The sequence below is a fragment of the Pseudomonas sp. BF-R-19 genome (genome assembly GCF_019956445.1).
Classification (GTDB): Bacteria; Pseudomonadota; Gammaproteobacteria; order Pseudomonadales; family Pseudomonadaceae; genus Aquipseudomonas; species Aquipseudomonas fluorescens_BH.
In genome coordinates this window covers 37,011-50,233 of sequence record NZ_JAHBDN010000061.1, presented here as the reverse complement: position 1 = coordinate 50,233, position 13,223 = coordinate 37,011, and the positions used below count along the sequence as shown (strand labels likewise).

11 protein-coding genes and 1 pseudogene are annotated in these 13,223 nt (G+C 60.5%); 3 read left to right on the top strand and 9 right to left on the bottom strand.

Going from position 1 to position 13,223, the window contains the following annotated elements; genetic code table 11:
- Positions 1-213: 213 nt before the first annotated feature.
- Together KGB28_RS18130 and KGB28_RS18125 are read right to left on the bottom strand one after the other, a co-directional pair.
- Positions 214-864 (bottom strand): DUF2459 domain-containing protein, encoded by a 651-nt coding sequence (locus tag KGB28_RS18130; protein WP_223446812.1) that lies wholly within the window; start codon positions 862-864, stop codon positions 214-216.
- 200 nt (positions 865-1,064) lie between these two features.
- Positions 1,065-1,247 (bottom strand): annotated as a pseudogene (locus tag KGB28_RS18125) (nucleotidyltransferase family protein); the annotation flags it as partial.
- A gap of 373 nt (positions 1,248-1,620) precedes the next feature.
- Here KGB28_RS18125 and KGB28_RS18120 point away from each other — a divergent pair.
- Positions 1,621-2,280, top strand: coding sequence for a hypothetical protein (locus tag KGB28_RS18120; RefSeq protein WP_150753502.1), 660 nt, complete (start codon positions 1,621-1,623; stop codon positions 2,278-2,280).
- Positions 2,281-2,658: 378 nt separating this feature from the next.
- On the opposite strand, the gene KGB28_RS18115 is transcribed toward KGB28_RS18120, so the two are convergent.
- Complete coding sequence (locus KGB28_RS18115) at positions 2,659-3,084, bottom strand: GNAT family N-acetyltransferase (RefSeq protein ID WP_223446808.1); 426 nt, start codon at positions 3,082-3,084, stop codon at positions 2,659-2,661.
- Positions 3,085-3,744: 660 nt separating this feature from the next.
- Between KGB28_RS18115 and KGB28_RS18110 the strand changes: the two genes are divergently transcribed.
- Positions 3,745-5,148 (top strand): glutamine synthetase family protein, encoded by a 1,404-nt coding sequence (locus KGB28_RS18110; protein ID WP_223446806.1) that lies wholly within the window; start codon positions 3,745-3,747, stop codon positions 5,146-5,148.
- A 45-nt stretch (positions 5,149-5,193) separates the two neighbouring features.
- Here the strand turns inward: KGB28_RS18110 and KGB28_RS18105 are convergent, their stop codons facing one another.
- Genes KGB28_RS18105 through galB form a run of 3 tightly spaced genes read right to left on the bottom strand, consistent with a single transcriptional unit; the run spans position 5,194 to position 7,732 of the window.
- Positions 5,194-6,282, bottom strand: a complete 1,089-nt coding sequence (locus KGB28_RS18105) for a 4-oxalomesaconate tautomerase (RefSeq protein WP_223446805.1) — start codon at positions 6,280-6,282, stop codon at positions 5,194-5,196.
- 2 nt (positions 6,283-6,284) lie between these two features.
- Complete coding sequence (locus tag KGB28_RS18100; RefSeq protein WP_223446803.1) at positions 6,285-7,001, bottom strand: 4-carboxy-4-hydroxy-2-oxoadipate aldolase/oxaloacetate decarboxylase; 717 nt, start codon at positions 6,999-7,001, stop codon at positions 6,285-6,287.
- Positions 6,998-7,732 (bottom strand): 4-oxalmesaconate hydratase, encoded by a 735-nt coding sequence (gene galB, locus KGB28_RS18095; protein ID WP_223446801.1) that lies wholly within the window; start codon positions 7,730-7,732, stop codon positions 6,998-7,000. Before galB ends, KGB28_RS18100 begins: the two co-directional genes overlap by 4 nt.
- A gap of 157 nt (positions 7,733-7,889) precedes the next feature.
- On the opposite strand from galB, the gene KGB28_RS18090 reads away from it, so the two are divergent.
- A complete protein-coding gene (locus tag KGB28_RS18090; RefSeq protein ID WP_223446799.1) occupies positions 7,890-9,104 on the top strand; it encodes a LysR family transcriptional regulator in 1,215 nt (404 codons plus the stop codon).
- A gap of 48 nt (positions 9,105-9,152) precedes the next feature.
- On the opposite strand, the gene KGB28_RS18085 is transcribed toward KGB28_RS18090, so the two are convergent.
- The 3 genes from KGB28_RS18085 to KGB28_RS18075 form a co-directional block, all read right to left on the bottom strand.
- Positions 9,153-10,400 (bottom strand): OprD family porin, encoded by a 1,248-nt coding sequence (locus tag KGB28_RS18085; protein WP_223446797.1) that lies wholly within the window; start codon positions 10,398-10,400, stop codon positions 9,153-9,155.
- 127 nt (positions 10,401-10,527) lie between these two features.
- Complete coding sequence (locus tag KGB28_RS18080) at positions 10,528-11,790, bottom strand: gallate dioxygenase (RefSeq protein ID WP_223446796.1); 1,263 nt, start codon at positions 11,788-11,790, stop codon at positions 10,528-10,530.
- A 25-nt stretch (positions 11,791-11,815) separates the two neighbouring features.
- The gene (locus tag KGB28_RS18075; RefSeq protein WP_223446794.1) at positions 11,816-13,153 is read right to left on the bottom strand and encodes an MFS transporter; all 1,338 of its coding nucleotides are present in this window, start codon (positions 13,151-13,153) and stop codon (positions 11,816-11,818) included.
- Positions 13,154-13,223 lie beyond the last annotated feature (70 nt).

Genomic DNA, 13,223 nt, shown 5'->3' with positions numbered 1-13,223 from the left:
CAAGCACTCAGGCAGCAACGTGACTTGCGTCCGAGCCTCACCTTCAATGAATCGCTTCATGATCGCCCCCAATACGATCTAGACGATCAGAAGGTTAGACAAACACTGGCGTTTTCACACAGCCTGGGTCGAGTGCTGCCTCTTCACACGCGGTCATTTCACGTTAGTATCATTCGACACAAGGTGGGAATACACCCCCATCATCAGCGCGGGTTAGCGGGTAACCAGGCAGGATGCACCGACCGCTGTCGCCCGGCGTAACTGCGACATGACGTTCCCCGCGGTAATTACCGCTGTAGGCGACATTGGGCAGCTGCTCGCGGCCAGCGCCTCTGCGACCCAGGTATTACAGGTATAAAACAGCGAATAGCTACCCTCGGCCTGGTAGAACCGGCTCTCTCCATACAGGCCAGGCCCGAGCACCACCAAGGTGCCCGTCGCTGAGTGGGTGAAGGTCCCGGCCACGAACGCGAGCAGTCGCCGGTAGCCGTCCTCCGTCACCCGCACCTCGATGACCTCGCTTGCGGCGAAACGCCGCCTGGGGTCCCCGTCAATCTTGACCGCATGCAGCACGGTTGCCGTCGACCCGAACAAGGCTCGCAGGGCGAGGTTCAAGTTGGCCTGTGGGGCTCGGTAAAAGTCCTCGTCACCCCAGCCGAACTCAACGAAGTCGCCGTCACCGAACTCTTCGGCCAGTGCGGGAAGCACCTGAAGTAGATCGGGGCGCACAATTGCCAACCCGGTATGCAGGCCATGATTCACTACATAGAAGGACCGCCAATCGCCACCCTCGCCCCTCGGTGGGTCCGACGCTGTAGCGCAGCCGAACAGCGTCAGGATCAGGGCCAGTACTACAATGCGCATACACAAGGGTTTGGAGGCTCGCTAACGAACGTGGAAAACCCCGGCAGGGGTGGGTTCTGTATACAAGCATAGAAGCTCGCTCGCACCATCCAGCAGGCATCCATGGGCAATCGCGACAGGCAAAAATCGGCCACAAGCGGACGTTCGGGAATGGCAGCTAACGATCCGAAACGGGCATGAAACTTCGAAGCTGAAACGCCTCAGCCTATCGGGAGAACCTTCAGATCCAGCCAGGTTGCGAGCCAGTTTTTTGAGCGAAGGCGGTTCAGATAGACCTGCCGTTTATCTGCCCGGAACTTCACCGTAGGTCGGACGACAAGGTTAAAGAGATCGTCTAGGCCGAGTGGTGCCGCGACCTCGACCACACCCTCAACTCCAAGCCGTACAGCTACCGTGAAACCTCAGGGTCAGGTCTTGTCTTTTGCCATCGCTATTATGCAAAAGGCAAGACCTGACCCCGCATTGCTTTGAGAAATACGAAAACCCCTGATTTCGAAAGAGATCGGGTTTTTTTGCTTTCTGGCCCCCCGGGGCCGTGTCGAAAAAGTGTCGAAGCCCCTAGAGCGCCCCAAGCGGATTGAGCCTTACCGCATCCTGCATCCAACGCCCGCTCGCCAAGCTGCGAGCCGCGCACTCAAGCAATACATGAGGACGGAAGGTTGAACCGCGGCTGTGTGTCGGTAACCGGCGTCGTCTAGGCTCAATTTCTCGGTCACATTCCATCTTGGAGGCCGTTTTCCCGCAGGAGGACTGTACATGCACATCACGACTTTCACTCTCACCTTACCGACTGCCCTGCTGGCATTAGCCTGCAGTTTCGCCAGTCAGGCCCAGCAAACGGACATGACCTTCTTTGTCACTAGCCTCGGCATGGGCAAGGGCGCCGATCTAGGTGGTCTGAGCGGCGCCGATAGGCACTGCCAGACGCTGGCCTCCGCCGTCGGGGCGGGCCAGCACACCTGGCGTGCTTACCTCAGCACCAGTGCCGTCGGCGGTGCGGGGGCGGTCAATGCCCGTGATCGCATCGGCCAAGGCCCTTGGCAAAACGCCAAGGGGGTCGTCATCGCCCGCGACGTCGCGCAACTGCACGGCGACAACCAACTGACCAAGGAAATGGCCCTGGACGAACACGGGGCGCTGGTTAAGGGGCGTGGCGACACGCCGAACATGCACGACATCCTCACCGGCTCGCAGGCGGACGGAACTGCGTTCGCCGGTAGCGATGACCATACCTGCAGCAACTGGACCAGCAGTGGCGAAGGGACGGCCCAGGTCGGTCATCATGACCGAATAGGACTGCGTGACGATGCGGCGGCACGCTCGTGGAACTCCTCGCACCCCTCGCGTGGCTGCAGCAGCGAAGCCCTGGCCGGCTCGGGCGGGGCGGGGCTGCTGTACTGCTTTGCCGCAGAATGACGGGCGATGCCGCTGCGGGGTCGCAAGTTGCAGGCGGGCCAGGCCGAGTAGAGCGGCCGGGGTCGCCGCATTCCTAGGCACGGCGGATCAGTGCAGAAAGTCTGTGAAACCTCAGGGTCAGGTCTTGTCTTTTGCCATCGCTATTATGCAAAAGGCAAGACCTGACCCCGTATTGCTATCCTTGCACCAGACGGAGTATCCGCCAACGTACCGGATCGGCAGCGATGATGGTCTGCACCTGCGAGAGCTGGATCATGGGCGCTGGCCTAGATGTTAAAAGTCGGAGCGAGAGACTACCAACCCAGCTGCGTTAATGTCTGCTTCTGGCCGATTGTGGTCCCCAACGAAAGCAGCTATCGGGCCAAGATCAAAACGCTGTCAGCATAACGACTTCTGGTAATAGAGCCGGGTATGTCCCGGCGGATAGTCTGCCAGGCGTCCGAATTCGGAGTAGCCAAGTTTTTGATAAAAGCCGGGTGCCTGAAAGCTGAAGGTCTCCAGCCAGATACCAGTGCAGTTCTTTTTCTGAGCGATATCTTCGGCCATGCGCATTAGCCGTTCTCCGATACCTTGGCCACGCATCGACTCGGGAACGCTGACAAGATCAATGAGCAGCCAGCGATAGGAGACCTTGCCGTACAGCCCGCCTATAACTTCGTTACTGTCAGGGTCTCGTAGCAACAGGGCAAAGTTTTCATGGGCGTCGTCCCCTCCGTTGGCCAGATTATGGGCCAGTAACGGAGTCAATATTCCTGACCGCTCTGCTTCAGTCGCATTTTCCGAAAGCTGGATTTCTACAGACATGTCGCTCTCCCTGAGCTGTGTGTAACTGGGTCAACAAGGTAGTCCATTTCTGTCGCCCCATGGTGAATCAGTAAATGCATCAATCGTCCGTTTTTTGATGGGCTGAATGACTGCTCTGACCGATTTTTCCTGTCACCACCGTCCGCCTTGGGTCGCACGCTGCCCTTCGCGACAGGCACCGATCGGCCACAAGCAGTCATCAGGTATGCAGAAGTCTTTTGGGTGCTGCAGGTGAGCCGGCTTTGATTTGATCAGCAAATATTGGGGGCGCTTGCCGCTGGTTTTCACTGTAGAACACGGCCCCGGCGCATTGCTGCAGTTGTTTAATCAAGCAATAACCAAAGGTTCACAAATGCTGATTTAATGAACCTTCAAACGGTGGGAGTATCCGCAGCCATGATTTCGCTCCTGCGTTTGATCCGTCGCCAGCTAAGCCCTTCCTTCCCGAAGGTGCGAGCCCGTCCGTGTCAAAATCCCCTGCTCCATATCATTCTGGCCTTTTGGGCGCTGTGGCATTGCCGTCATGCGCGCCCACCAGATGCAGCCCTCGCGTTGATTTGAATTCGTTGGCCAAACACGGCCGACCTCAATCCGATGAAGACCAGCCTGCCGCTAACGGTAGGCGGTCCCCGTGCGCCCGATGGCGCAAGCGAGAGTCCCATGCAATTTGCCAGTGTGCAGCAAGCCGAGGATTTTCTAGCGCAGAACCCTGATATTGAAATGTTCGAGCTGTTCATCCTCGACGCTAATGGCGTGCCTCGCGGTGAGCTGCTGCAGCGTGAGGAATTGTTGACCGTTTACCAACGCGGGCGCTCCTTGCCCAGTGCCATGCTCGGCCTGACGCTCAACGGCGATGATGTCGAAGACTCGGGGCTGGCCTGGGATGTGGGCGATATCGATTGCCGCGCCTACCCACTGGAGGGCAGCCTGATGCGTATACCCACGCGGCCGATCCCTACCGCTGCCGTGCAAGTCTGCATGCACCCCACCGAAGGCATGCCGGCCACGGTAGCCGACCCACGCCATCTGCTGGTCAAGGTGATCGATGCACTCAAGGCCGATGGCTATAACCCGGTGATGGCCTGCGAGCTGGATTTCTACCTGCTCGACCAGCCGCGCGACAGCCAGGGTCGGCCACAACCGACACTCGATGGTGACGTCGCTCGCCGGCGCAGCTCCAAGGTCGACGGCCTGCGTGAACTGGAGCAGATCGAACCCTTTATGGCGGATTTGTATGCCGCGTGCATGGCCCAGAATATCAAGGCGCGCACCGCGATTTCCGAGTACGCCCCCGGCCAGGTGGAGATCACCTCGGAGCATGGAGACGCGCTATGCCAGATGGAGATCACCCTTGAGCATCGAGACGCGCTATCGGCCATGGACCAGGCCATTCGCTACAAGCGAATCGTCAAAGGCGTGGCCCACAAACATGGCCTGCAGGCCTGTTTCATGGCCAAGCCTTTTGAGCACCTGGCGGGGACCGGCATGCACCTGCATGTGAGCCTGGCCGATGCCGAGGGCAACAACCTTTACGCCAGTGAAGACAAGGCCGGTACTGCGCTGCTGCGCCGGTCGGTGGGCGGCATGCTGGCCCTGCTGCTCGACTCGTTGCTGTTGTTCTGCCCCAACGCCAACTCCTACCGGCGTTTCCAGGTCAATAGCTACGCGCCACTCGCGTCGACCTGGAGCATCAACAGCCGCACCGCCAGTCTGTGTGTATCCACAGGCCCGGCTTGTACACGGCACATCGAGCATCGAATCTGCGGCGCCGACGCCAATCCGTATCTGGCAGCGGCAGCGATTCTCTCCAGCATTCATCACGGGATCAGTGAAAACGTCGATCCGGGCGAGCCGGTCGAAGGCGACGGCCACACTCAGGCCAAGGGGCTGCTGCCCACCGACTGGCTGACTTCACTGCAGGCGCTGGAACAATCGAGCTGGGCACGCGACGCCTTGGGCAAGGGATTTCTCGGCGTCTATCTGGCAGTCAAACGCGCTGAGTACCGGCAATTCATGGCCGAGTTCGGTGAACAGGACTGGCGCTGGTACCTGACTCAACCCTGACCGGTATTCATGCATGAGCCCGGTCGATGGTCTGGAACAGAACGTTCAACGGCCCTGATTACCCGGCCATAGCGTCCGCGAAATACATACGACCCCATCCAGTAACAATCGGGCAGTTCTGATCAGGCCGCAACTCATCAAACGATCATTGTCCAGACGCAACTCTACGGTGAACTCTCCCGTAGGGTGTTCAACCGAGAGTTGTTTGATTTCGCCGTCGACGATACTCGCAACACTCGCCGCCACACTGCCCTCGATCAGGCAGGCAACAGCCACACTGACCGCACCGAACACGCCGATGCTGGTGTGGCATCGGTGCGGAATGAAGGTGCGGGTGCTGATTGCCCCGCCCGCTTGTGCCGGCGCAATCAGGCACATTTTGGGCACGTTGCGCTGGCTCACGTCGCCCAGGTTCATGCGCGGGCCGGCTTGCAGGCGGATCGACTCGAGGCGGGCCTTCAACTCAGTATTGGCATCCAGTTGTGTCGGACTCTCATAGCCGCTCAGACCGAGGTCTTCGGCTCGGATGAGCACCACTGGCATGCCGTTGTCGACGCAGGTGACTTCAACGCCATCGAACAGATCCACAACGTTGCCGGTGGGCAGCAAGGCACCGCAACTGGAGCCGGCGACATCCTCGAACTCAACGACTAACGGCGCACCGCAACCGGGTACTCCGTCTATCCGCGCGTCGCCCGAATAGCTGACAGCACCATCCGGTGTCGGTACATGAGCAATCGCGATCTGCCCGGTGTTCTCCATGAAAATGCGCACCGGGGTTACATCACCCGTCACGGCCACCAGGACGCGCTCAATAGCGAACGGCCCGACACCGGCGAGAATGTTGCCGCAGTTCTGGCCGTAGTCGACCCGCGGCTCATCGACCAGCACTTGGGCGAACAGGTAGTCGACATCGGCGTCGGTACGGGCGGAGGGCTTGATGATCGCCACCTTGCTGGTCAGCGAGTCGCCGCCACCGATGCCATCGATCTGCCGCGCATCCGGCGAGCCCATGACCGCCAGCAGCACGCGGTCGCGAAGCACTTGCTGTTCAGGCAAGTCGCCGGCCAGGAAGTACGCGCCTTTCGAGGTCCCGCCGCGCATCAAGAGGCAAGGAATACGTGTCTGGCGCATGCTCAGTCTCCGAGCTCATCGAGGTTGTCGACGTAGCGCAGGCCCTTTTCCGCGAGCCGCTGGCGCATGTTGTAGATGTCCAGCCCCAATTCGCCCTTGGCCAGGCGCAAGGCCTTCTGCTCCTCCAGGTCGGCGCGCGCGCGACTGGCTTCGACAACCTGTGCAACTTCAACGCGACGCACGATGACCACGCCATCGTCATCGGCCACCACCACGTCGCCCGGGTTGACCAATTGACCGCCACACACCAGCGGCAGGTTGACCGAACCCAGGGTCTCCTTGATGGTGCCCTGGGCGCTGATGGCGCGGGACCAGACCGGGAAGCCCATCTCGCGCAGGGTGTGGGTATCGCGCACGCCGGCATCGATCACCAGGGCACGTACGCCATGGGCCTTGAGCGAAGTGGCAAGCAGGTCGCCGAAGTAACCGTCGGTGCACGGCGAGCTGGGGGCTACCACCAGAATATCCCCGGGACGACACTGCTCCACCGCCACATGGAACATCCAGTTATCACCCGGTGCAACCAGCACCGTGACCGCCGAACCGCTGATGGCCGTCCCTCGTTGAATCGGTGTGATCGCGGACGTCAGCAGGCCTTTTCGACCCTGAGACTCGTGGATGGTCGCGACACCGAAGCGCCCCAGTTCATCGACCAATGCCAGCTCGGCCCTGGCAATGTTGCGCACTACGACGCCGGTCTTTCCGATCAGCTCGCTCATGCCAGGTTCTCCGTGACGCGGGGGAAGATGCTCTGGTAGCCCTCGCCATAAACGATGTCGCGGCTGGAGGTGATGCCAACGTTGCGCTTGGCCTGCACACCGCGCTGCAGGGCGACGCGAGTGTAGTACTCCCAGAGGTGCTCCTGACCGGCCATGCACTGGATGGCCGCATACTTCTTGTCCCAGACCGAGGTGATGTCCAGCAACACATCGGGGCGCCATTCGCATTGCTCGGGCTGGTGCGGCTCGAAGCTGTAGACCGGCGGCGCACCGACAATTTTCTCCCCCGGCTTGTAGCCTTCGGCCTGGGCGATGATGCGCGCCTCTTGCGTCAGGTTCATGGCCAGCGGGTGATCGTAGTTGTAAGGGTCTTTCTGCGAGTGGCTGAGGACGAACTCGGGCTGGACGCGACGAAACACATCCGCCAGGCGAAACAGGGTTTCCTTGTCGGCCCGCATCGGGTAGTCGCCGATGTCGAAGAACTCGACGCTGGCCCCCAGGATATCGGCCGCGGCCTGGGCCTCTTCACGCCGCGCGGTTTTGACTTTTTCTTCGCTCATCTCGCCCTTGCGCCACAGCTTGGCGGACTCACCGCGCTCACCGAAGGACAGGCAGACGATGTGCACGGCATAACCCTGTTGCGCATGCAGCGCGATGGCACCGCCCGCGCGCCAGACGAAATCGGCAGAGTGGGCGCTGACGACCAGCGCGTTTTTCGGTGACTCGATCATTGCGGATTCTCCTCCTGCGTTTCGAACGAGGATCGCATCGCGACCCGCCCCAGGAGTAATGCATTGAAGTGTTTTAGGTATGCGTTTTTTTTATTGCCATCCAAACAGGGCGGCGGCATAGTCCAGCTCAAATGCACCTTTGCAGAGCCCGTACCCCATGGAATCCACCGAACTGCCCAGCCTGATGCACGTACGCGCCTTCGTCCGGGTGGCCGATCACGGGAGTGTTTCCAGGGCCTCCGTGGCACTGTTTCGCTCTCAGTCAGTGGTGACCCGGTCGATCTCCGAGCTGGAGGCACGGCTCGATGTACCATTGTTCGAACGCCACGCCAACGGCATGCGCCTGACCGATTTCGGCGAGCGCTTGCTGCCTCGGGCACGTCGCGTGCTGGCCGAACTCGACAGTGTGCCGCGACTGCTCGATGGCGCCAATAAGCGTGCGGTCGAGCCGCTGTACCTGTTCCAGGCCCGGCGCCTGCAAGTGTTCGTCAAACTCTGCGAAACCCGCCACATGCAGACCGTCGCCAGCCTGCTCGGCCTGAGCCAGCCGGCCATCAGCTCGACCATCAAGGTCATGGAAAGCGGGTGCGGCCAACCGCTGTTCGAGCGCACGCCTCGCGGGTTGCAGCCAACCCGTGCCAGTCACGAAATCCTCTTCCCGATCCGCCGGGCGCTGAACGAGTTGCGCCACATCGAGACCGATATCACCGCTCTGCGCGGCACCTTGCAAGGCGTGGTGCAGGTCGGCGCCCTGCCCTTGGGCCGCACCCGAATATTGCCCGAAGCCATGGTGCGCATGATGGCCGAACACCCGGACATCCAGGTGATCACCAACGAAAGTCCGTTTGATCTACTGGCGACAGAGCTGCGTGCCGGTGATGTCGACTTCGTCTTTGGTGCCTTGCGCCCGGAGGCCTACGCCAGCGACCTGGTCGGCGAAGCACTGCTCACGGAAGACATGGTGGTGTTGGCGCGGCGCGGTCACCCGCTCTGTTCGACGGCCGTGCCGCACGATGAACTGGGCGCCGCCCGATGGGTGCTGCCTCGCGCCGGCTCGCCGGCCCGGCAAATGCTGGATGAGTGTTTCACCCGGTTCGGCATTGCGCCGCCCCGGCCTGTAGTAGAAAGCGGCGACATGGCAATCATCCGCGGCCTGTTGTTGCGTTCGGACATGCTCGCCGCCGTGTCCGCCCATCAACTGGAACAGGAGATCGCCTCGGGCGAGTTGTGCATCCTGCCCCTGGAACTGAACCAGACCACCCGGGCTATCGGTCTGACTTATCGCAATGGCTGCCTGCACTCCCCGGTGGCCCAGGCCCTGATGGACATGATTCGCCGGGTGATCCGCGAGCAGGCCAGCACCCAAAGTTGACCGCGGTCTAATATAGGAGCGAGCCTGCTCGCGATGGCGATAGTGAAACTACAACAAGCTGATCGGATAGCTGACGATCACCCGGTTCTCATCGAACTCATTGGTGCTGAAGCTCTTGCGAATACTCGAGTTGCGCCATTTGACGTTGAGGCTTTTCAGCGGACCGCTCTGCACCGTGTAGCCCAGTTCACTTTCGCGGCCCCACTCTTTGCCGTCAGTGATCGCGCCGGTGTGCACGTTATCGCCGCTGATGTAGCGGTTCATCAGGGTCAGGCCGGGAACGCCGAGTGCGACGAAGTTGTAGTCGTGGCGCAACTGCCAGGACTTTTCCCGGGCGTTGTCGTAGCTGCTGTTGTAGCTGTCGTTGGCCAGGGTGCCACCGCTGGTGCCGTTGACGCGCATCCAGGCATCATCACCGGTGAGTTTTTGCAGGCCGACGTAGAACGTGTTGCCGCCATAGCGGGCCGATAGCAGCGCCGAGACGGTACGGTTGTCCAGGTCACCGGCACGGGCACTGCCATCTTCACGGCCCCAGAAGTAACCGAGGTTTGCGCCCAGCGTCCAGGCACCCAGGGGCTGACTGTGGACCAGTTGCAGGTATTGCTGCTGATAGATGTCCTTGAGCTCGGCGTTCCACAGCCCGATCAACGTGCGTTTCTCGTTGAAGCTGTATTCGCCGCCGACGAAGTTGAAGCGATCAGAGGTGAACGCGGTCTTGCCCTGCATGAACATGTCTTCCATGCTCGCATCGTTGCGTGGACTGTTCTGCCGCAACTGCCCACCGTACAGGCTCAGGCCGTCGATCTCCTGCGAAGTGACCTGGCCACCACGAAAGGTTTGCGGCAACGAGCGACCGTCGTCGGAACGCAGGATCGGCAGCACCGGCATCCACTCCCCGACCTTCAGTTCGGTCTTGCTCACCTTCATTTTCCCGGCCACCGCCAAGCGACCGAAATCATCGGCGGGACGCCCATCGCCATGGATCGGCAACAGCTGAGTGCCACCGGTGCCCTTGCCACCATCGAGCTTGACCGAGTAGAGCCCCAGCGCATCCACCCCGAAGCCCACCGGGCCTTGGGTAAAGCCGGAGCGGACGTCGAGAATGAAATTCTGGGTCCACTCCTCGGCCTTGCTTTGCGGATAGGCCGGGTTGGTGAAATTGCGGTTGATGTAGAAGTTGCGCAGGTTCAGGTTGACGCTGGCATCTTCAATGAAGCCGGCAGCAGACGCTTGCAGCGGTAATGCGCAGATAGCTGCCAGCGAACAGACGATTCGATGATTAACGGCGGTTTTCATTGTTATTGTTTTCCGGTTTTTTGGGTAAAGGAAATGCCCTGCGCCCGCAATAACCGGGCACAGCAGGATCAAGAAGAAAAAGAATGGATAGCGGCCCGGGACGAGCCGCCGCACTAACCGCTGATGATCAGCGCGGGCCTTTGCCCGCCACCGAGTAGAGCACCTGCTGGTTCCGGGTTTTCATGAACTCTTCCAGGCTCTGTCCACGCATGGCGGCGTAGACCTGCAAGTTCGGGATCCCGAGTACCGCCGCGAGTTTCTCCAGCACGAAAAAGATCGCGCCGTACTGGATCAGCCCGCGCCAGTCACGACGGCGCAACAGATCCCGTTCCTCGTCGCTCAGGCCGCCTTCATCGAACAACGCCTCTGGCGCTTCGAGAAAACGCTGGCGCCATTGCGGCTCGATCATGCGATGCAGGAACTTGTTCAGGCGATAACCCTTGGCGCTGCGCTCCAGGGTAAATGGATAGGTGCCATCGAGTTTTTCGATGCCGGCCAACTGGTGCTGCATGTGCTGTAAGTGGCGTGCGTTGACGTCGGCAGGCAACTGCCGATCCTGGTTTTCCAGCAACAAGGTCGCGATACCGGTCATGGATGGCAGGTAATAGTCCTGATGCAGATTCTTCACCGTGGCCGACAACGCGCCGCGCATGATCAGCCAGGTGATGACCTCCGAGCCTTCCATCCCGCCCAGGGTGGCGTATTCGGCGTGGGTCAGCTCGGTCAGGCGCAGCGGGTCGTTGACCAGCAGATCGATGAACTGTTCATCCCACTGCGGGTTGTTGAAACCGCAACGCTCGCCATGCACCTGATGGGACACGCCGCCGGTGGCGACAATGGCTACCTTCAAGTCTTCGGGATAGCTTTCAATCGCGCGACGTAGGGCCTGGCCCAACTTATAGCAGCGCAACGCACTGGGGATCGGGAACTGCAACACCCCCACCTGCAGCGGCACGATTTGCACCGGCCACGCCGGATCACAGGGCAACAGCGCCGACATCGGCGAGAAAAACCCGTGGTCCAGCGGCTTGTCGCGGAAGAAACTCATGTCGAACTCATCGGCCATCAGGCTTTGACCAATGTGCCGCGACAGCGCGGCATGCCCGCCCACTGCGGGCAGCGAGCGTGGATTGCCGCCTTCGTCGGCGACCTCGTAACGCTCATCGACGCCCAGGGAGAACGCGCCATAGTGGTCGAAGAAAAACGACGTCACGTGGTCGTTGAAGATGTAGAACAGCACATTCGGCTGTTGCTCCTTCAACCACACCTTGATCGGTTCGAAGCCTTCGAAAATCGGCGCCCACGCCGCCTCATTCTGTTTATCGTGATCGACTGCGAAGCCGATGGTAGGTGTATGGGATACAGCGAGGCCACCGATGATGCGTGCCATGACGAGTTCCTGTGTTTGAAAAAGATTATTGCGCCAGCAGGGTCCGGTTGACCCGGCGCCGTGCATGACCATTGGCCAGGATCGCCAGTGCGGCGATGAAGGCCGGCACGCTCAACAGGGCGAACAGAAACGGCAGGCCCAACCCGAGACTGAGCACCGCACCACCGATGAGAGAGCCAAAGATACCGCCGAAACGGCCGATGCCGAGCATCCAGCTCACACCCGTTGCACGGAAATCCGTCGGGTAATAACCCGGGGCAAACGCGTTGAGGCCAGTCTGCGCGCCGCTCATGCAAAAACCGGCAGCGATCACGCCAAGCGCCAGCAGGCTCGACTCCAGGCTGAAGGCCCCCAGCAGCAGGATGAACACACCACCTAATGCATAGGAGGTGGCGATCACGCCGTTCGGATTGCGTCGATCCATGATCCAGCCCACCACGATCGCCCCGACCGTACCGCCGATCTGGAACAGGCCAGTGATGGTGGCCGCCCGTTCGATGGACAGACCGCCTTCGCGCAACAGGGTCGGCATCCAGCCCATGGTCAGGTAGATCACCAGCAGGCCCATGAAATAGGTCAGCCAGAGCGCCAAGGTGCCGGCCCGATAACGTTCTGTGAACAGCATGCGCACCGGCGCCTTGTGCTGGGCCTGGGGTTCGGCGAGGGTGAAGTTAGTCGTTGCTGAAAATTTACCGCCAAGCTTGTTCAGTACTTTGGCGATCTGCGCGGCGGGTGCATTGCGCGCTGCCAGGAAACGCGCGGACTCGGGCAGAAACAACCAGAGGAAAGGCAGCAGCACCATTGGCAGAATGCCGCCGGCCAGCAACACCGATTTCCAGCCATACAGGGGAATCAACCAGGCTGCCAACAAACCACCCAATCCCGATCCCATGTTGAACCCGGTAAACATAATGGTGATGAACAGCGAACGATTGCGCTCTGGCAAGTATTCGGCAAGCAGTGTGGTGGTGTTGGGCATCGCAGCGCCCAGGGCCACACCGGTCAATAACCGCAAGGTCGCCAGCTCATAGGGGTTACGCGCAAACGCACACGCCAGGCTCAATACACTGAACCCTGTCACCGCCAGCAGCAGCACTTTCTTGCGCCCCACACGGTCAGCGTAAGGGCCGGCGGTCAGGGCACCGATGGCGAGCCCGACCATCCCGGCGCTCATGACCGGGCCAAACGCCGCTTTCGACAACCCCCACTCCTGAATCAGTGAAGGCGCGATAAAGCCCATGACCGCCACATCCAGCCCATCGAATAAAACAATGAAGAAGCACAGGCTCATGATGAGCCACTGGTACCCGGCAACCGGTCGGTTGTCGATCCACGCCTTGATGTCGACCGTCTCGTGACTCATGTTTTCACCTTCTTATTTTTGTAGAGATACCGAACGGCCTGGGGATCGGTGCAGCCAGAGGCCGCCCGAC

Coding starts and splice junctions, on each gene's coding strand:
- galB (WP_223446801.1), bottom strand. CDS start 7,732: ATGATCGAGTCACCGAAAAACGCGCTGGTCGTCAGCGCCCACTCTGCC.
- KGB28_RS18115 (WP_223446808.1), bottom strand. CDS start 3,084: ATGTCTGTAGAAATCCAGCTTTCGGAAAATGCGACTGAAGCAGAGCGG.
- KGB28_RS18080 (WP_223446796.1), bottom strand. CDS start 11,790: ATGGCACGCATCATCGGTGGCCTCGCTGTATCCCATACACCTACCATC.
- KGB28_RS18130 (WP_223446812.1), bottom strand. CDS start 864: ATGCGCATTGTAGTACTGGCCCTGATCCTGACGCTGTTCGGCTGCGCT.
- KGB28_RS18075 (WP_223446794.1), bottom strand. CDS start 13,153: ATGAGTCACGAGACGGTCGACATCAAGGCGTGGATCGACAACCGACCG.
- KGB28_RS18105 (WP_223446805.1), bottom strand. CDS start 6,282: ATGCGCCAGACACGTATTCCTTGCCTCTTGATGCGCGGCGGGACCTCG.
- KGB28_RS18100 (WP_223446803.1), bottom strand. CDS start 7,001: ATGAGCGAGCTGATCGGAAAGACCGGCGTCGTAGTGCGCAACATTGCC.
- KGB28_RS18120 (WP_150753502.1), top strand. CDS start 1,621: ATGCACATCACGACTTTCACTCTCACCTTACCGACTGCCCTGCTGGCA.
- KGB28_RS18085 (WP_223446797.1), bottom strand. CDS start 10,400: ATGAAAACCGCCGTTAATCATCGAATCGTCTGTTCGCTGGCAGCTATC.
- KGB28_RS18110 (WP_223446806.1), top strand. CDS start 3,745: ATGCAATTTGCCAGTGTGCAGCAAGCCGAGGATTTTCTAGCGCAGAAC.
- KGB28_RS18090 (WP_223446799.1), top strand. CDS start 7,890: ATGGAATCCACCGAACTGCCCAGCCTGATGCACGTACGCGCCTTCGTC.